The 18,476-nt window shown below is 33.4% G+C and carries 21 protein-coding genes and 3 tRNA genes; 16 read left to right on the forward strand and 8 right to left on the reverse strand.

Features of this window, described 5'->3' with window-relative positions:
* Positions 1-238: 238 nt before the first annotated feature.
* The 4 genes from R2782_RS01470 (at position 239) to R2782_RS01485 (ending at position 2,829) form a co-directional block, all read left to right on the forward strand.
* Entirely contained in the window at positions 239-883 is a 645-nt protein-coding gene (locus R2782_RS01470) for a hypothetical protein (RefSeq protein WP_371266287.1), read from the forward strand.
* Positions 880-1,494 carry a hypothetical protein gene (locus R2782_RS01475; protein WP_371266288.1) on the forward strand — a complete coding sequence of 205 codons (615 nt, stop codon included), beginning with the start codon at positions 880-882 and terminating at the stop codon, positions 1,492-1,494. Before R2782_RS01470 ends, R2782_RS01475 begins: the two co-directional genes overlap by 4 nt.
* Before the next feature lie 5 nt (positions 1,495-1,499).
* Positions 1,500-1,898, forward strand: coding sequence for a hypothetical protein (locus R2782_RS01480; protein ID WP_371266289.1), 399 nt, complete (start codon positions 1,500-1,502; stop codon positions 1,896-1,898).
* Positions 1,899-2,112: 214 nt separating this feature from the next.
* Positions 2,113-2,829, forward strand: coding sequence for a hypothetical protein (locus R2782_RS01485; protein ID WP_371266291.1), 717 nt, complete (start codon positions 2,113-2,115; stop codon positions 2,827-2,829).
* Between the two features lie 450 nt (positions 2,830-3,279).
* Here the strand turns inward: R2782_RS01485 and R2782_RS01490 are convergent, their stop codons facing one another.
* The gene (locus tag R2782_RS01490; RefSeq protein WP_371266292.1) at positions 3,280-3,687 is read right to left on the reverse strand and encodes a winged helix-turn-helix transcriptional regulator; all 408 of its coding nucleotides are present in this window, start codon (positions 3,685-3,687) and stop codon (positions 3,280-3,282) included.
* Positions 3,688-3,787: 100 nt separating this feature from the next.
* Here R2782_RS01490 and R2782_RS01495 point away from each other — a divergent pair, with 100 nt between their 5' ends.
* The 8 genes from R2782_RS01495 to R2782_RS01530 all read left to right on the forward strand — a co-directional run bounded on the left by R2782_RS01495 (position 3,788) and on the right by R2782_RS01530 (position 10,375).
* Positions 3,788-4,177: a nuclear transport factor 2 family protein gene (locus R2782_RS01495; RefSeq protein ID WP_371266293.1), complete on the forward strand. Its 390-nt coding sequence runs from the start codon at positions 3,788-3,790 to the stop codon at positions 4,175-4,177.
* 4 nt (positions 4,178-4,181) lie between these two features.
* Entirely contained in the window at positions 4,182-4,508 is a 327-nt protein-coding gene (locus R2782_RS01500) for a TfoX/Sxy family protein (protein ID WP_371266294.1), read from the forward strand.
* A gap of 183 nt (positions 4,509-4,691) precedes the next feature.
* Positions 4,692-6,038: an exonuclease domain-containing protein gene (locus tag R2782_RS01505; RefSeq protein ID WP_371266295.1), complete on the forward strand. Its 1,347-nt coding sequence runs from the start codon at positions 4,692-4,694 to the stop codon at positions 6,036-6,038.
* 232 nt (positions 6,039-6,270) lie between these two features.
* Positions 6,271-7,176, forward strand: a complete 906-nt coding sequence (locus R2782_RS01510) for a retropepsin-like aspartic protease (protein ID WP_371266296.1) — start codon at positions 6,271-6,273, stop codon at positions 7,174-7,176.
* Positions 7,177-7,240: 64 nt separating this feature from the next.
* A complete protein-coding gene (locus tag R2782_RS01515; protein WP_371266297.1) occupies positions 7,241-7,636 on the forward strand; it encodes a GldM family protein in 396 nt (131 codons plus the stop codon).
* A 173-nt stretch (positions 7,637-7,809) separates the two neighbouring features.
* Positions 7,810-8,334, forward strand: coding sequence for a GNAT family N-acetyltransferase (locus R2782_RS01520; protein WP_371266298.1), 525 nt, complete (start codon positions 7,810-7,812; stop codon positions 8,332-8,334).
* A 149-nt stretch (positions 8,335-8,483) separates the two neighbouring features.
* Positions 8,484-9,728, forward strand: coding sequence for a peptidase T (gene pepT, locus R2782_RS01525; protein WP_371266299.1), 1,245 nt, complete (start codon positions 8,484-8,486; stop codon positions 9,726-9,728).
* 68 nt (positions 9,729-9,796) lie between these two features.
* Positions 9,797-10,375: a YdeI family protein gene (locus tag R2782_RS01530; protein ID WP_371266300.1), complete on the forward strand. Its 579-nt coding sequence runs from the start codon at positions 9,797-9,799 to the stop codon at positions 10,373-10,375.
* On the opposite strand, the gene yajC is transcribed toward R2782_RS01530, so the two are convergent.
* The 4 genes from yajC to R2782_RS01550 all read right to left on the reverse strand — a co-directional run bounded on the left by yajC (position 10,376) and on the right by R2782_RS01550 (position 13,359).
* A complete protein-coding gene (yajC, locus tag R2782_RS01535) occupies positions 10,376-10,651 on the reverse strand; it encodes a preprotein translocase subunit YajC (protein ID WP_371266301.1) in 276 nt (91 codons plus the stop codon). It lies immediately after the preceding gene.
* Between the two features lies 1 nt (position 10,652).
* Positions 10,653-11,216, reverse strand: coding sequence for a DUF1573 domain-containing protein (locus R2782_RS01540; RefSeq protein ID WP_371266302.1), 564 nt, complete (start codon positions 11,214-11,216; stop codon positions 10,653-10,655).
* A gap of 19 nt (positions 11,217-11,235) precedes the next feature.
* On the reverse strand, positions 11,236-12,147 hold the full coding sequence (nusB, locus tag R2782_RS01545) for a transcription antitermination factor NusB (protein WP_371266587.1): 912 nt from the start codon (positions 12,145-12,147) through the stop codon (positions 11,236-11,238).
* A gap of 108 nt (positions 12,148-12,255) precedes the next feature.
* Positions 12,256-13,359, reverse strand: a complete 1,104-nt coding sequence (locus R2782_RS01550; RefSeq protein WP_371266303.1) for a Glu/Leu/Phe/Val dehydrogenase — start codon at positions 13,357-13,359, stop codon at positions 12,256-12,258.
* A 205-nt stretch (positions 13,360-13,564) separates the two neighbouring features.
* Between R2782_RS01550 and R2782_RS01555 the strand changes: the two genes are divergently transcribed.
* Entirely contained in the window at positions 13,565-15,325 is a 1,761-nt protein-coding gene (locus R2782_RS01555; protein ID WP_371266588.1) for an ABC transporter ATP-binding protein, read from the forward strand.
* 68 nt (positions 15,326-15,393) lie between these two features.
* A complete protein-coding gene (locus R2782_RS01560) occupies positions 15,394-15,771 on the forward strand; it encodes a PUR family DNA/RNA-binding protein (RefSeq protein ID WP_371266304.1) in 378 nt (125 codons plus the stop codon).
* 179 nt (positions 15,772-15,950) lie between these two features.
* On the opposite strand, the gene R2782_RS01565 is transcribed toward R2782_RS01560, so the two are convergent.
* The 3 genes from R2782_RS01565 to R2782_RS01575 all read right to left on the reverse strand — a co-directional run bounded on the left by R2782_RS01565 (position 15,951) and on the right by R2782_RS01575 (position 16,194).
* Positions 15,951-16,024 (reverse strand) — tRNA-Arg (locus R2782_RS01565).
* Between the two features lie 2 nt (positions 16,025-16,026).
* Positions 16,027-16,104, reverse strand: a tRNA-Pro gene (locus R2782_RS01570).
* A gap of 6 nt (positions 16,105-16,110) precedes the next feature.
* A tRNA-Ser gene (locus R2782_RS01575) sits at positions 16,111-16,194 on the reverse strand.
* Between the two features lie 284 nt (positions 16,195-16,478).
* Here R2782_RS01575 and R2782_RS01580 point away from each other — a divergent pair.
* Together R2782_RS01580 and R2782_RS01585 are read left to right on the forward strand one after the other, a co-directional pair.
* Positions 16,479-17,657 carry an acetyl-CoA C-acyltransferase gene (locus tag R2782_RS01580; protein ID WP_371266306.1) on the forward strand — a complete coding sequence of 393 codons (1,179 nt, stop codon included), beginning with the start codon at positions 16,479-16,481 and terminating at the stop codon, positions 17,655-17,657.
* Between the two features lie 18 nt (positions 17,658-17,675).
* Complete coding sequence (locus R2782_RS01585; RefSeq protein ID WP_371266307.1) at positions 17,676-18,437, forward strand: NlpC/P60 family protein; 762 nt, start codon at positions 17,676-17,678, stop codon at positions 18,435-18,437.
* Positions 18,438-18,476: the final 39 nt, after the last annotated feature.

The raw sequence follows: 18,476 nt of genomic DNA on the forward strand, positions 1-18,476 counted from the left end.
GATTTGGGTTTCTGAATACAAATACCACAGATTTTAACGGAATGATTGAATTATGTGACTTTTTTAAAAGTTATATAAACATGAATATATTTACTAGTTGGCAGTAAGTTTCAGACGAAATTTAAAATATTGAAATTATGTTTTATGTAGACTATTTAAACTTTTGAAAAATAAACTATTTTTGTATTATATTTAAGATATATTTGCTATAAATAATTTAACTTTGAAATAAAAAAATATGGATTCTATAAGTATCCCGAAAAGAGATATAAGAAAAGTTAAGTATTTTTCTGAACTTTCGAAAGAAACACAAAATAAGTTTTTAGAACATCTGCGTAATTTTGAATTAGGTACGATGCCTAAAACTTTCATTGAGACTGTTTCCGATGATTTAGGAATTCCAAATAATGAAATCGCTGAGTTATTCTCAACCGTAATGAGCCTTGTCAATTCAAAAAAGACAATTGACTTAAATGAAAATGATTTTTACGATATGATATTAGCTTCTCTAAACAGAGAAGAAGATTTACCTTTAGAGTCACTTGACATAATAGAAATATTAAAATCATTTACAGAAAATTCTAATGAAAACATTTATATAACTCTAGAGGCGTTAAAAATTAATGGTGACAATTCTAGAATATATATTGATTCTAAATTTCATAGTGAGATAAGACCTGTTTTCATAAATAACTTGCATGAAGGAAATTTATGTATTCATGTTTTAAAACTAGAGTACAGAGAGAATGATGAAAATAAATTTTTCTATATTTCTTTAGATTTAGATGATTTAAAAAATTTAAAGGATAATATAGAAAAAGCTGAGAAAGAATTAAACCTATTAAAATCTTCCGATAAAATTAAAATATTTGATTTTAAATGATAAAAGATAGAACTTGTGACAAAACATTCCTAACTACTTGGGGCATAAAGTCAAAACATCAAGATATTTCTCGTATACATTCAAGACATCATGTTTTGGGTTCACACGATCCGGTAGAGGCTTGGTATAATCCTTCTGTAGATAGAGATTTATCTCCATCAGAATATATTTTAGTTTTACCATCATCAAAATCTCTGAACATTAGTCCAAATTTAATAATTAATCTACCCATTTCTTTGGATTATCTTTCTGAAGAGATTATTAGATCAAAATATATTTTGGAATTAGAACCTAATTGGGATGATAATAATTCTGAAGCTTATACTTCAGAAACTCTAAAAGTTGCCATTGATTTCATAATCAAGTTTGCACTTTTTATCAAAAAAACATATAATAAAAATATGATTAAACCTAGAATTTATCATGGTCCAAACGGAAGTATCGACTTAAGTTGGTCAGAGAATAATTTTAGATTATTTATTAATATAGAAAAAAATGGAGCAAAGGCTCATTATTACAGCGATTACAATAAAAAGCAGGTTTCTGAAGGTATTTTTGACATTTTAAGTGATTTTCATTTTTCGATGATTCCACATCCAATAATTTTTTAATTTTAATGAGTTATCCTGTTGAATACATACCTGATGAGGATTCAGTATATCTAAGAATTCACAAGAACAATATTGATAATTCCATAGAAAACCCAAATGAAAAAATTCTTATTGGAGCTTTTAACATTAAGGGGGACGATGGATTATCGGTCAATTGGTCAAAATATTCTAATCCTTTTCAAACGAATAAAAATCCTCAAATGAATGGAGTCGTATCAATTAACGTCAAAAATATTCGTAGCGTTTCTTTAGACGCAAAACATGACCCAATATTAACAGAAGAAATTGATAACAGAGCACATTCTTTAATAATTGGCATACCTCCAAAAAATCCAAGTAAATTGGCTACCAGAATAATGTTAAGAGACATGTGTAACTGGGAAATTGAAATTCAACAAGCTTAAAACCCGCTCCGCGAAGTCTCCCGACCTCGTGGTATCATTAATACCCCCCCCGCTACAAACACCTAATATTTCATCGAGAAAACGCACAAAAAATACTTTGTTCTTTTTATTGATTGGTAAATTCCAAATATTAATCTACATGAAAGTAATTTTTGCGGTAGCAGGTTTTTTTTAAAATTTTAATATATTTACATTCTAATTTATAACGTATATAATGAAAAAACTATTTTTAATTTTCGTAGTCGGATGCCTAAATTTTTCCTGTTCAAACGATGAAAACTCAAATAATACTAATCCATCATTTTCAGATATTCCCATTGCTCTTAATGAATTTGACAATTCTTCTCAAGGAATTTATAAAGGTATAATTTTGGGGCCAATGGGTGAAGCAAGTTTGATCGTTAATATATACAATGACGGCTCGGTTTGGGCCAAAATGGAAATTAATAATGAAGAATTTTTATTTGAAACGGATGATTTTTTTCCAAATGAAAATATAAATATGAGTTACATATTTCACTCTGGTGATAAAGAGTTTAACTTTAATGTTTTAGAAAATGGACTATTACCTGAGATTATTGCTATAGAATTTAATAATGTCTCTATGAGAGGTATAATATTAAAAGAAAAATCAAATGCGTTAATTAAGTGCTTTAATGGTACATATGATGGAGAAGATAATGGAATACTCTGTACTGTACTTGGCGATGGAAAAGTAGAAATTATAGGAAAGTCAAGTTCAATATCAGTTAATAATGGTATTATTTTGGGACAAGGAACTGAATCAAATGGAACAATTTCTAACGGCTCAATGATTTTAGGGCTTTCACTGGGAAGTTTTAGTGGATTAGTGGAAGAAAATTTTATAAATGGTTTATATTCTACTACACAATATGGTGATGGTACATGGAGTGGTAATCGAATTCTGTAGAAAGTAATTTTATATTTAATAGATAGAATAACACAAAACCTGCTCACCAAAGTCTTCTATAATAGCATACAGGCTCACCTAAGTCCCCCGCTCCGCGAAGTCACCCGACTTCGTGGCAACATTAAAAAACCCCGCTCGGCGAATCCCGATAGCAATAGGTACTGACTTCGCCGCAATAAGCTAAAAAAACGTATATTCGAATAGTAAAACGCAAAAAGGATGATGAGATGACTCCTACCGTCGACATGACTAAGTTGGGGGTAGTATTGTGGAAGTTGTTGGAATAGATGTTGTGGGTTTAAGGAAATGTTGCATTAATTTTTTAGATTTGGGTTGGTGAATGTAAATACCAAGGGTTTTAGCGGGATAATGACATTATGTGACTTTTTTAAAAGTTATATAAACTTGAATATATTAAGTAGTTAGCCACAATACGAAAAAAACGAACGGCTAACCTAATTCAACCTTCAGCTTTTCAAGATATTCGGAAACGACTTTAGATTTATCCTTTAGGATTTTTTTACCGAGTTCCTTTCTTGGACTATTTTCATTGTATTTCGCACCCCAATCCATTATCTCAATAACAATCGGAAGTAAATCAATTCCTTTTTCTGTCAAACTGTATATAAACTTCGACTTATTTTCGGGCGAAACCTTTTTGGACAAAATATTTTCAGCTTCAAGAATATTTAAACGATTGACAAGAATATTTGTGGCAATTTTTTCCTCTGATTTCAAAAATTCGCTGTACGACAATTTCCCACGGAGCATAATATCCCTGATTATTAATAATGACCATTTATCACCAAAAACGTCTAACGAACAACTGATTGGACAATCTGACCTATTCTTTTTCATATCTAAAATTTTAAGCACTTGCGATTTGCAATAACATTTGTATATTTGTAGTTGTTGCAAAATGCAATAACAAATATAATAAACTTAAAACTTCTAAAAAATGGAAAATTCAAAAACAACAAAAGAGCTTTTAGAAACTTATTACAAAGGTTTTGCTAAAAAAGAAGGTTGGGAAAGCGTAATTGCAGAAGACTTTAAATATGTTGGCGGAGATATGACAAACCGAGTTCCAATAACAGGAAAAGATGGTTACATTGCGGTAATTGGTCGCTTTTCACGTATTTTTCACGAAATGCGAGTAAAAACAATGATTGTAGATGGAGACAATGCCTGTGTGATTGGAAATTATGATTATCAATTTCCGAATGGCGAAAAAATAAACGGAGACGTAGCGGAAATTTGGACTGCTAAAGACGGAAAACTTACTTCGTTAACCATTTTCTTCGACACGCTGACATTTGACAAGAATACACCAAAACCAAATAAATAATCAAATGGCGTTTAGCGAAGAATTAGCGAATAGAATAAGAAAAGCTGTCGAACATTTACCAGTCAAGGAGAAAAAAATGTTTGGCAGTCTTGCCTTTTTGGTAAACGGAAAAATGTGTCTAACCGCTGGAACTGAAAGAATAATGTGCCGAATAGACCCAAAATTGCACGAACAAGAAGTCAAAAAAGATGGATGCTCAACAGTTGTAATGAGAGGTCGAGATTATAAAGGCTACATTCACGTAAAAGAAGAAAACCTAAAGAATGAAACTGACTTCAACCATTGGATTAAACTTGCATTGGAATTTAATAAACAATTGATTTCCAATTAGTACGGAGAAAGTACTGTGGCTAACAACGTATATAAAAAATTGCTTCAAAGTACTTAATTCATTGGCTTTTTCATATATTTATGGTCAGTAATAAACCGAAAGGTTCGTGCTTATTTACACGCAACTTTTCATATACAAGACCGTTGGTTGCAATAATATCAAAACAAATCGTCCAAAAAAAACATGAATATGAACGTTTACTCATTTAATAAAGGAAATCAAGCATTTAAAGAGAAAGACTATAGAAAAGCTATTGAATTTTTTAAAGCTGCATTAGATGAAAATCCTGCATTTGATTTTATTGCCTGTAATCACATGATTGGTTACTGTTATTATTTTTTAAATGAATATGATAATGCTCTAAAAGAACTAATTTACACAACTAAGCATGCAAATACCGATTTAGAAAGGTTATATTTATTCATTGGTAATATTTACAAAAAGAAACGTGATTTTAATAATGCAGTAATAAATTACAAAAAAAGCTTGGAGCAAAATTCAGAAAATGTAAATTGTTTATTTTGGCTTTCTGAATCACTTTATGAAATAAATAATTTTGATGAAGCTCTAAAAACAATCAACACTGTTTTAGAAAATAAAAAGACCGGAGAACCATATCTTTTAAAAGGCAAAATTTGTGAAAAATTAAATCAGAACACAACTGCTTTAATTTGTTATAATAAAATGATTCAATTGAATGAGAATGATTTAACGGCTTATCAAGCAATGGGAAACAATCTTTTCGATTCAAAAGATTTCACTACTGCTAGAAAATATTTCACAATTTGTTTGAGAATGATACCACATGGCATTTTCTTTTATAAAAGAGGTATTTGTGAGAAGAACATTGGAAATTTAGATAACTACAAGGCAGATATACAAAAAAGTGCAGAAATGAATTTTGAACCTGCAAAAAACGAAATTAAACAAAATGCTGAAATATTTATAACTGAAAAAAAGTTATTGCTTTTTTTTGATACTGAAACAACAGGTTTGCCTAAAGATTGGAAAGCTCCTATATCTAAATTAGATAATTGGCCAAGATTAGTTCAAATAGCATGGAAAGTGTATGATAACAATGGAAAATTAATTGAATCAAAATCAGATATAATTAAACCTGAAAATTTCGAAATTCCTCATGAAGCATCGCAAGTTCATGGTATCACAACAAGTTTAGCAAATGATATAGGAAAAGATTTAAATGAAGTACTAGAAAGTTTTATGCATTATGTAAAACAATCAAATACAATTATTGCTCACAATTTAAGTTTTGATGAAAAAGTAATTGCATCTGAACTTTACAGATTAAACATTTTAAATCCATTCAAAAATAAAGAAAGAATATGCACAATGGAAAAAAGTACCAACATTTGCAAAATAGAAGGTAATTTCGGTTATAAATGGCCAAAGCTTCAAGAACTTCATCAATATTTATTTGGTGAAGAATTTGAAGAAGCCCATAATGCTGAAATTGATATTAAAGCTACTGCAGACTGTTTTTGGGAACTTAGAAGAAGAAAATTAATATAATTACTGCAACCCGCTCCGCGAAGTCTCCCGACTTCGTGGTATCATTAATAACATCGCTCTGCTAATCTCCGTGCTAACCCACGTAACTGTTCATAGCCGAAACCGTTGCCAGTAATGAAAAACCACCTCAAGCTCCCGGCTCCGGAAAGCCTCCTGAATCCTTGCTGAATTAAACCGTTGCTTTAAACCCTCGAAGGGTTTTCTTGGCATACATTTTGCTCTGTTAAAGTAAATGAAAAATGTTACTTTCTTTATTATTTTAACTTTGTTGAGTAGTTTGGGTTTTGCTCAAAACGTACTCGAAAAAATCCCTATTGTGGTAATTGACCGATTACTTTTTCTTGAAGTGAAGATGTATAATGCTGACCCTTTACATTTTATGTTTGATACCGGAGCCGGTATTACAGTAATGGACACAGAAACAGCTGAGCGATTAAAATTACCTTTCTCAAACGAAATAAAAATAGGAACATCAGGAAAAACATTACAAGCCAAAGTAGCAGAAAATCAAACTTTTTTAATTGGTGAAAAGTTTAAACTTGACAGCGTGAACGTAGCCCTGCTCGATTTAAGTCACATAAGTAAATACTTAAAAGTAAAAATTGACGGTATCATCGGAATCGATTTGTTACAACAAGCAGTAGTTGAAACCAACTTGGACAAAAAACAGCTAATCCTCTACTCTACCGACAATTTTTACTTTCAAGGACAGACTAAACCTATGGCACTTATCGGGTTGGAATCGAATCATTTAGGCTTACCTATTGAAATAGTTCCCAAAGGAAGTAAACAAAGTATTGCCATGATTGTTAAAATTGATACTGCTGCTCAAAATTACCTTACATTCCATCAACACACGGTTAGTGAATACCGACTTATTGAGAAGGATAAAAGGTACAAAACCAAAATAGGCTTTGGGGCAGATTCAACCCTTACCCATAATCTTACTGGAAAAATAACTTCTACACGCTTTGCCGGAAAAAAGTGGAAAAATATACCGGTTGTTTTTGAAGTTGACGAACTTAATAGGAGTTCTGACAGAAAAGCTCATGGTCTTATTGGGCAAAAAATGTTGTTGGATTTCAACATCACTTACGATTTGAGTAAAGGTCTTATCTACTTGGAAAAGCGAAATTAATTGCTAACTTGCCGGATATTAAATCTTATTGGAGTACATTAATAATAGCATAAAAAATGAAAAAATGAAAATCGTTTCAAGAAAATACCTTTTACTAATTTGTTTTATTTCTATTCTTTGCCAGTCACAAGAAACAATTAAAAAACAAGGATTTGCTGTCAGTGTAAATTCGAAGTTTCACGAAGCAACAATGACTAAAGAAGAATTTAAAACCGCCACATTTGGAGTGCATTCATTTTATCCAGAAATGGTTGGTCGCGTTGGTCTAAAAGGGTTTACCGTTAAATATTCTGGGCAAAAAGAAATTATAATAAACGGGAATAAATTAACTGATGAAGCTCTTCGTGGATTATCGAAACTAAAACGTGGGGATAAAATAACTATTTATGATGCTATCTCTAACCCTGATGGAAATTATCGTGTTGAAATTCGTGACCCTATGATAATAACAATTTTATAGCCACCGCCACCGCTAAGCAAAGTCTCCCGACTATTCAGCATTTTATGAATTGATATTATAAAATTAAGCTAGTTCAACATTTTTAATTATTTTTAAACAAAATTGTGTGCTGAAAAGTCTAAAGACTTCATACTCACATTTAAAAAAAAGTACCAATCGCTTTGTAGGGTGTTATGCAAACTGAATTAAAAACCAATCGAATTGTTTTGCGAGTCATCGCTGAGGACGATATTAACGCTGTGTACCAAGGCCTTTCTAACCCCGATGTCATTCGATACTACGGTGTAAGTTTTGACAGCCTGGCTGCTACGCAAGAACAAATGAAATGGTTTGCTCAAAAAGAACAAAAATGGTTTGCTATTTGCTCATTAAAAGATGGTACTTTTTACGGTGCATGTGGTTTAAACACTATCGATTTAACACATCAAAAAGCAGAGGTTGGATTATGGCTACTCCCTGATTTTTGGGGAAAAGGGTTGATGCAAGAAGCTATCGCCGTACTTTGTCAATATGGTTTTGATACGTTGGGACTGCACCGTATTGAAGGGTTTGTAGACACACGTAATGCAAAATGTATTCATGCCCTCACAAAAGCTGGCTTTGTGTATGAAGGAACCATGCAGGATTGTGAACGTAAAAACGATACTTTTGTTAGCATCTCTATTTATGCACTACTCCACAATTGCTCAGGAGTTTAGAAGGTATGCACCTCTAGCTGTAACCTTTTGATTTGCAGATTATTTTTCTTTTCTTGACCAAAAAAACTTAACATTGTCAAATAAAATCAATCCGTATCTTTGTTAAAGCTCAATAGGGCTAAATTAACTTTGATAAAAACATCCTCTTTATGCAACCTATTATTGACCGATTCATCAGCTATGTAACCATTGATACTGAATCTGACCCAAACGCTGAAACAACACCCAGTTCTAAAAAACAATTGGTCTTAGCAAGAAACCTTGTAAAAGAACTCAAAGCCATTGGTATGGAAGACGTAACGATGGACAAAAAAGGCTATATTATGGCTACTTTACCGAGCAACGTGGAGCATGAAGTTCCGGTAATAGGATTTATATCTCATTATGATACCTCACCGGATTTTACAGGTGCAAATGTAAAACCGCAAGTGATTGAAAACTATGATGGAAAAGACATTGTATTGAATGCGGAACAAAACATTGTTTTATCGCCTTCTTATTTTAAAGATTTGTTGCAATACACAGGGCAAACCTTAATAACAACCGATGGTACTACCCTTTTGGGGGCTGATGACAAAGCCGGTATTACCGAAATTGTTACTGCGATGGAATACCTGATTCAGCATCCTGAAATTCAACACGGTAAAATTCGGGTTGGTTTTACACCGGATGAAGAAATCGGCAGAGGTGCTCATCATTTTGATGTGGAGAAATTTGGGGCTGATTGGGCCTATACCATGGATGGCAGCCAAATTGGTGAATTGGAATACGAAAACTTTAATGCGGCCGGAGCCAAAATTACGTTTAAAGGAAAAAGCGTACATCCCGGTTATGCCAAAGGCAAAATGATTAACTCGATGCTGTTAGCAGCCAAATTTGTTGCCAAATTACCCAAAAAAGAGGTACCTGAGCACACCAAAGGATATGAAGGTTTCTTTCACGTAACAGGCATCACGGGAAGTATTGAAGAAAGTACGGTTTCGTTGATTGTTCGTGACCACGATAAAAAACTATTTAAAAAACGCAAAGAATTTTTGCATGATTTGACAGCAAAATTCAATAAAAAATACCGCAAACAGTTTGGAGATGAAATAGCGGTCATTGAAATCAAAGACCAATACTACAACATGAAAGAAAAGGTAGAGCCTGTTTTTCATATTGTTAAAATTGCCGAAAAGGCAATGAAAAAATTAAATATCAAACCGATTATCAAACCTATTCGCGGTGGAACAGACGGCTGTCAGCTTTCTTATAAAGGCTTACCGTGTCCGAATATTTTTGCGGGTGGACATAACTTTCACGGAAAATATGAATATGTTCCGGTGGAAAGCATGCAAAAAGCAGTGGAAGTAATTGTAAAGATTGCTGAGTTAACAGCGGAGCCGAAAAAATAGTATACTTTTTTAAAAACCACTACTTTGCGAATGATAAATTTGCGAATTGTTTTTTTATAATTTAAATCATGGAAGACAAAAAAACGTGGAACAGAAACGAGCAATGGAGCGATGAAATTGAATTACTAAAATCTATTATTGCCCAAACAGAATTAGTAGAAACCACCAAATGGGGAGGCATTGTCTATACTTGGAACAATCGCAATATTATTGGTCTTGGCGGATTTAAAAACTATTTTACGATTTGGTTTTTTAACGGCGTCTTTCTTCCGGATGAAAAGAATGTTTTAGTGAATGCCGGTGAAGGTGTAACAAAAGGATTACGCCAATGGCGATTTACTTCGAAAGCAGAGGTAGAGGAAAAACTAGTGTTGCATTACGTGAATCAAGCCATAACCAATGAAAAGAACGGACTTTCCATTAAACCGGAAAAGAAAACCGTTGAACCTTCCGGTTTTTTTCTGGCTAAGTTAAATGAGAATCAAGCCTTAGTTGAACAGTTTAATGCATTTTCGCCTTACAAGCAAAAAGAGTTTATAGAATATATTGATTCTGCCAAACAGGAGAAAACAAAATTAGACCGTTTTGAAAAAATAAAACCGATGCTTTTGGCAAACATCGGTTTAAATGATAAGTATCGAAAATAATTATTTCTTTTCGTTTAATTTGGCACTCAATTCCATTGAAATGGCAGAACGCTCCATTTTAATTTTTCCGGCCATTGTTTCCACCACAACAGTACCTTCAGACAACTCGGCTACTTTGCCGTGCATACCACTTTTGGTAATAATTTTGTCTCCTGTTTTTAAGTTGCTCTCAAATTCTTTTTCCTGTTTGGCACGTTTTTGTTGAGGTCTGATCATAAAAAAATAGATGACCACAAACATTAATAAAAAGGGTAACAACGATTGAAAATTTTCCATATTATTGAGTAGTTAATGCAGGTTTTTCTGCAGGTTTAGTTTTTGGTGTTACGTTTGCTTTGATGGTCAACACATCTCTACCGGAAGCCGTATTGGCCGTGATGTTAACCGATTTTTGTTGCATACCGGGTTTTCCGTTACTGTCAAAAGACACTTTCATTTTTCCTGTTTTACCCGGTTTTATTGGTTCTTTTGGATATTCCGGAACGGTACAACCACAAGAACCCGATGCATTGGTTATGATTAAGTCGGCTTCTCCGGTATTGGTAAACGTAAACGTAGTTTCCACTTTATCGCCTTCGTTGATTACGCCGAAATCATGTTCTTTTTTATTGAAAGTCATCGTAGGATACTTGCCGTCTGCCGGTGGTGGCGTTACTTGATTTGCCTCCGAATTGGTGTTTTGTTTTACAGGGTTTTCGGTAGGTTGCGTTTGTGGATTTCCAAAATATTCATTGATTGGAATATCTTTGCTGTTCGGGTCTATTTTAGAAAGTGCATCTTCTTTTTTACAAGCAAGTACAGCAACGACCACTAAAAGAGTTACAATTGATTTTCTTACCATTTTTATAATTATTTAGATTCTACATTAAACCTCTTCCGGTTTTATTAATTTTATTTGTTTTTTGAAAGTCTTTTATCAGGTTATCTAACACGCCATTGATAAAAATACTACTTTTGGGTGTAGCGTATTCTTTGGCAATTTCCAGGTATTCATTAATAGTTACTTTTACAGGGATAGAAGGAAAACGCAAAAATTCACAAATAGCCATTTTTAGCATAATGGTGTCCACTTCCGAAATACGTTCGGGATCCCAATTGGGAGTTCTGTCTATGTATTCTTTCGCCAATTCTTCTTCATTGAGTAGTGTTCGTCGAAACAAATCGCGGGCAAAATCTTTGTCCTCCACATCTTTGTAAAGCGGTAGCACATCAAATGTGTTTGCCACGCCCTCTTCCATTTGTTTAATTTGCTTTACAATCATGGTGTTAACCAAAGGAATATCATCTACCCAAGTGAGTTTGTAATCTTCGAGGTAATCATACAGTTTCTCATTAGCAGCAATCAACTCGGTAAATAAATCCAAGATGAATTTTTTATCGTGCTCAAAGGAATTGGTTTTATCTGCCAAATAATTTAAGTATAGTGCACTCTTTTTGATGTTTTCGAGTAAAATCAAAATTAAATCGTCATTTTGGTTCCAATTGTTAATTTTTCTCTTTTCTAAGGCAATAGCGAGTGAATTGTTTTCTTCTAAAGCCATTAAAATTCGATTAGAAATAAATTTTTTATTAGGCTTTAAGTCTTTTTCTGTAGCCAAATGTTTCTTGGCAGCTTTTTCTAAAAAATCTTCTTCTTTTTTTCTGATTTCAACTAAAGCAGACATTACAATCAAATATAAATCCTGAATACTTTCAATGCTCTCGAATAAGAATTTTTCTTCTTTTTCTAATTGATCAGAACCGCTTTGATGCATTGCATAAATGGTTTGCAATACTTTAACCCGAATATGTCTTCTGTTTAACACGCTGTAAGAACTTTTAAAAAAATTAGTGACGTCCATTGGGACGTCACAAAAATACTATTATTTATCAGAAAATAATTATTTACCGATTTCTTTTTTACGTTGATTAATCCTATTTTGGGCAATAGTTAATGCCGCTTGATGTGTTGTACAATTATTTTTTACAGCATAGTCAAAGATTTCTAACGTAGTATTGTAAATGTTTTCTGTTCTTCGCATTGCTTCTGCTTTGTCATAATGTTCAATTTCAGCATATACATTAATAATACCACCTGCATTGATTAAGAAATCAGGAGCATATAAAATCCCTCTGTCTTGCAATATTTTTCCATGAATGTTTTCATTTGCCAGTTGATTATTGGCTGCACCGGCAACAATGGCAGCGTTTAACTTATACACAGTATCGTCGTTAATCGTAGCACCTAAAGCACAGGGGGCATATATATCTACTTCTGCACTATATAAGTCTGCACCTGAAAACACTTTAGCACCATATTGAGCACCTATTTCATTTAATCTTTTTTCGTTAATGTCTGCAATTGTCACTAAAGCTCCTTCTTTTGTAAGATAGTCTACTAAAGTTTCACCAACATGTCCAATTCCTTGTACCAATACTTTTTTTCCGGCTAATGAATCTGAACCAAATTTGTATTTTGCAGCTGCCTTCATTCCCATGTACACGCCAAAAGCGGTTACCGGTGAAGGATTTCCTGAACCACCCCTGGCTTCTGATATTCCGGTTACGTAAGGTGTAACATCTCGCACGGTATCCATGTCTTCCGTTTTCATACCTACGTCTTCCGCCGTAATATATTTTCCACTTAGTGAATGTACAAATTCACCGAACTTTCTCATTAATTCGGGTGTTTTTTGAGTTTTAGCATCACCAATAATTACTGCTTTACCACCACCTAAATTCAACCCCGTAATAGCTGATTTAAAAGTCATTCCACGCGATAAACGTAAAACATCGTTTAAGGCTTCCCATTCATTGGTGTAATTCCACATTCTGGTTCCACCCAAAGCCGGTCCTAAAACTGTGTTATGAATACCAATTATTGCCTTTAATCCAGTATCTTTGTCATTGCAAAAAACAATTTGCTCATGATTATCAAAGGATACTTGTCCAAAAACAGGATCCATTTTTTGAAGTTCTTTAGGGGTTGTTACTTCTGCTATCATAGTTGAATTATTTATTAAGTAAAATTACGACTTTATTAAAAAGACTTAGCAAAAGTAGAACTAAAATCAAAATAACACAATAAAAATAGATAATTTTAGCAATCTGTTAATTAATGATTAAGATTTTAATATCCGGTCTAAACCATATAATTTGCGATTTTTTAACACATTTCAGTTGTTTACCATCCAATTTGGATTACATATTATGAAAGAATTACATTATTTAAATAAATATTTTATCAAATACAAATATCGTTTTTTGTTGGGTATACTTATCACCATAGTTGCCCAAATTTTCTCGCTATTTATACCCAAGTTAATCAGTAAATCGATTAACCTTATTGATGCCTATATTAAAAACCCTATAAATGACACTTCTTTAATAAAAAATGAATTGTTACTCAGTCTGGGAATGATTATTGGAGCCACACTAATATCAGGTTTTTTAACTTTTTTAATGCGACAAACATTAATAGTTATGTCGAGGTATGTTGAATATGACTTAAAAAATGAAGTATTTCAACATTACGAGCGTTTATCGCAACGTTTTTATAAAAGTAATCGTACCGGCGATTTGATGAACCGTATATCGGAAGATGTAGGTAAAGTTAGAATGTATGTTGGACCCGCTCTGATGTATACCATTAATACAATCATTCGATTTGCTATTGTAATTGTCTATATGTATAATGTTTCGCCGAGGCTTACTTGGTATACCATTCTTCCCCTACCTCTATTGTCTTATTTTATTTTTAAACTGAGTGTTGCCATAAATAACAGAAGTAGAATTTATCAAGAAAACCTTTCCAAATTATCGAGTTTTTCACAAGAGATTTTTTCCGGAATAAGAGTCGTTAAAGCGTATGCATTGGAAAACCAAAATCAGAAAAAATTCAATACTTTATCGCAAGAAAGTCGAGATAAAAACATGAGCTTGGCCTTTGTGAACTCATTATTTGGTCCCTTAATGATTTTGTTGATTGGACTAAGTAATTTGGTTGTAATCTATTTTGGCGGAATGATGTACATTAACGGAAGTATTGAAAACATTGGAACAATAGCAGAATTTATTCTATATGTAAACATGTTAACATGGCCGGTTGCATCGATTGGTTGGGTTTCTTCCTTAGTACAAGAGGCAGAAGCTTCGCAAAAACGCATTAACGAATTTTTGAAAATTGAACCTGAAATTAAAAATCATAATCCTAATAACCATACCATTAATGGCACTATAACTTTTAAAAATGTAAGTTTTACATACGATGACACCAACATCCAAGCCTTAAAAAACATCTCTTTTGAAGTTAAAAAAGGAGAAACCATTGCCATTTTAGGTAAAACGGGGTCCGGTAAATCCACCATCCTGTCATTGATATGCAGAATTTATGACATTGAAAACGGTTTAATTACGATGGATGGCATAAAATTAGCCGATTTAAACTTGTCTGTTTTACGAAATAGTATTGGCATTGTGCCACAAGATGCCTTTTTATTTTCGGATAGTATAAAAAACAACATTAAGTTTGGCAAAGAAGATGCCACCGATGAAGAAGTAATTGAAGCGGCAAAAAAATCGTTTGTACACGAAAACATTATTCAATTTAAAAATAAGTATGATACCGTTTTAGGAGAACGAGGTGTAACACTTTCCGGAGGACAAAAGCAAAGAGTTTCGATTGCCAGGGCAATTATTAAAAACCCGGAAATTTTACTTTTTGATGATTGTTTATCGGCAGTTGATACAGAGACCGAAGAACAAATTTTAAACAACTTATTTGAAATTTGTAAAAATAAAACTACAATAATTGTAAGTCATCGTGTTTCTTCAGCTAAAAATGCCGATAAAATTCTTATTATTGATGATGGTGAGATTATCCAACAAGGTACTCATTATCAATTATTGAATGAAGAAGGTTACTATAAAGAGTTGTATTTGAAACAACTTTCTGAAAAAGAATTGTTGTAATTTTTTGATAATTCAATTATTTTTTAGATTTTTGGTTCACTTACAACACTAAATTTGAGCGACAGATTATGAGAGAAAATGAAATGTTAGAAAAAGATGAAATTTTTTCTAAAGTTTTAAGAGCTGGTAGAAGAACATATTTCTTTGATGTTAGAGCTACAAAAGCCGACGATTATTACATTACCATCACAGAAAGTAAAAAATTCACTGAAGAAGATGGATCTTTTCACTTTAAAAAACACAAAATTTATCTTTACAAAGAAGATTTTGTAGCATTTAAAGAAATTTTAGAAGATATGACTGCTTATGTTTTGGATCACAAAGGCGAAGAAGTTATTTCTGAAAGACACCAAAAAGATTATAAAAAGGACTATTCATTTGAATCTGATGAAAGCCAAGAAACGCCTAAAGCCAGTTTCACGGATGTTGATTTTGATGATATTTAATCAATAGTTTCTTTTTAAAAAAAACCTAAAGTAAAAACTTTAGGTTTTTTTTATTCTATCTCTAAAAGTTGTTTTGAAAAAGTTGTGTTTTTAGTGTATTTAACCATTTGTGTCGGTAAATATAAAAACAACAAATTGACTAAAACCAAAAAAGCCCGTAAAATACGGACTTTCTAAAGTGATCCAGTTAGGATTCGAACCTAAGACCTACTGCTTAGAAGGCAGTTGCTCTATCCAGCTGAGCTACTGGACCATTGGTCGGGGTGGCAGGATTCGAACCTGCGGCCTCCTGCTCCCAAAGCAGGCGCGATAACCGGGCTACGCTACACCCCGAAAAAGCGGAGAGACAGGGACTCGAACCCTGGCGACAGTTACCCGTCGACAGATTAGCAATCTGCTCCGTTACCACTCCGGCACCTCTCCTATATTGAAAATGAACTTGACTTTTTTGCGGTTGCAAATGTAACTTTTCATTCTTTAGTTTACAAGTATTTATACTTTTTTTTTGCTATTTTTTTTGTTATTTTAAAAAATGACTTAGTAGTCAAACACATAGCTTAAAATAACACAAAAAATCAAAATAAAATTGCTTTAGCTTCTTTATACCGGAACAACTTAACTCCCTTAATTATAAAAAATATAATTTATCCACTAAAAATAGCTTTAAAATAGTTAATTTCGCAACATAAACAAACATTCGCTTAGTTATGAATAAAAAAGTAGTCATCGTATCTGCTGTACGAACACCAATTGGTAGTTTTATGGGTGGTCTATCCACAGTAACAGCCTCACAGTTAGGAGCTATTGCTATCCAAGGAGCATTATCTAAAATAAATTTAAACCCAACTGAAGTTGATGAAGTTTTAATGGGCAATGTTGTTCAAGCCGGAGTTGGACAAGCACCGGCAAGACAAGCTGCACTATTAGCCGGTTTACCAAACACAGTACCTTGTACAACAGTGAACAAAGTTTGTGCTTCAGGAATGAAGGCGGTGATGCAGGGTGCTCAAGCTATTCAATGCGGTGATGCGGACGTAATTGTAGCCGGAGGAATGGAAAATATGAGTTTGATTCCACACTACATGCATTTACGTAATGGTAATAAATTTGGACCGGCAACAATGGTAGATGGTATGCAAAAAGACGGATTGACCGATGCCTATGATAATAACGCAATGGGTGTAAGTGCTGATTTATGTGCTTCTGAATATAAAATTACACGAGAAGAACAAGATGCTTTTGCTATTGCATCTTATACACGTTCTGCTGATGCCTGGTCTAATGGAAAATTTGATGCTGAAGTTGTACCGGTAGCTGTTCCACAACGAAGAGGAGAACCCATCATAATTTCAAAAGACGAAGAATTCAGCAATGTAAAAATTGACAAGATTCCTTCTCTAAACCCTGCTTTTACGAAAGAAGGAACCGTGACCGCTGCTAATGCTTCGACTATAAATGACGGTGCTGCCGCAATTATTTTAATGAGTGAAGAAAAAGCCCTTTCGTTAGGATTAAAGCCTTTGGCCTATATTAAAAGTTTTGCTGATGCAGCCCAAGAACCAAAATGGTTTACAACAGCTCCGGCCAAAGCATTACCAAAAGCATTAGATAAGGCCGGCATTGCAATAAGTGATGTTGACTATTTTGAATTTAATGAAGCGTTTTCTGTTGTTGGATTGGCTAATGCAAAACTATTGGGGCTTGATGTTTCCAAAATAAATGTGAATGGTGGTGCCGTTTCATTAGGTCATCCGCTAGGTTGCTCAGGTGCAAGAATTATTGTTACTTTGCTACATGTTTTACAACAAAATAATGCTAAAATTGGAGCGGCTGCTATTTGTAATGGAGGAGGTGGTGCATCGGCAATTGTAGTAGAAAGAGCATAACCAGAAACATTCATTTTCATGCACGGAATCTGCCATTTAGCTATTATTCCACTTCGAATAGAACCCAATGACCGAAGCGAACAAGTTTCGCAAGTTTTGTTTGGAGAACATTTTGAAATACTTGAACAATACAAGCAGTGGTTAAAAATTCGTCTGCAATATGATGACTATGAGGGTTGGATTGACGCCAAACAATGCCAGCTAATTGCTGAAAATGACTTTAATGAAATTTCTAATAGTGCACAAATATTAAACCAAGATTTGGTAGAATATGTCACAACCAAAGACAATTTACTGATTCCAATACCAATTGGTTCTTCCTTATCCTTTTTAAATTTAGATGGAGTTAATACCCCTAGATTTGATTTTGATGGTTTGAAAGTTACCGGAGTAAAGCCAAAAAATGAATTGATAAAAACAGCGTTCTTGTATTTGAATGCCCCCTATCTATGGGGTGGAAAGACTCCTTTTGGTATAGATTGTTCGGGTTTTACCCAAATGGTTTACAAATTAAACGGTTATAAGCTGCTTCGTGATGCGTCTCAACAAGCTTCACAAGGAGAAGCCTTAAGTTTTATCGAAGAAAGTGAACCGGGAGATTTAGCTTTTTTTGACAATGAAGAAGGAAAAATTATTCATGTTGGCCTCATTATGAAAGACAATTATATCATTCATGCGAGCGGAAAGGTACGAATTGACCGGTTAGATCATTTAGGGATTTATAATGCTGAGATGAACAGACACACCCATAAGTTAAGGGTTATAAAAAAAGTGATATAAAAAATCCCGATAGTATCGGGATTTTTTATGCACTAAAAA

It is taken from the genome of Flavobacterium sp. (genome assembly GCF_041392085.1).
Taxonomy (GTDB): Bacteria; Bacteroidota; Bacteroidia; order Flavobacteriales; family Flavobacteriaceae; genus Flavobacterium.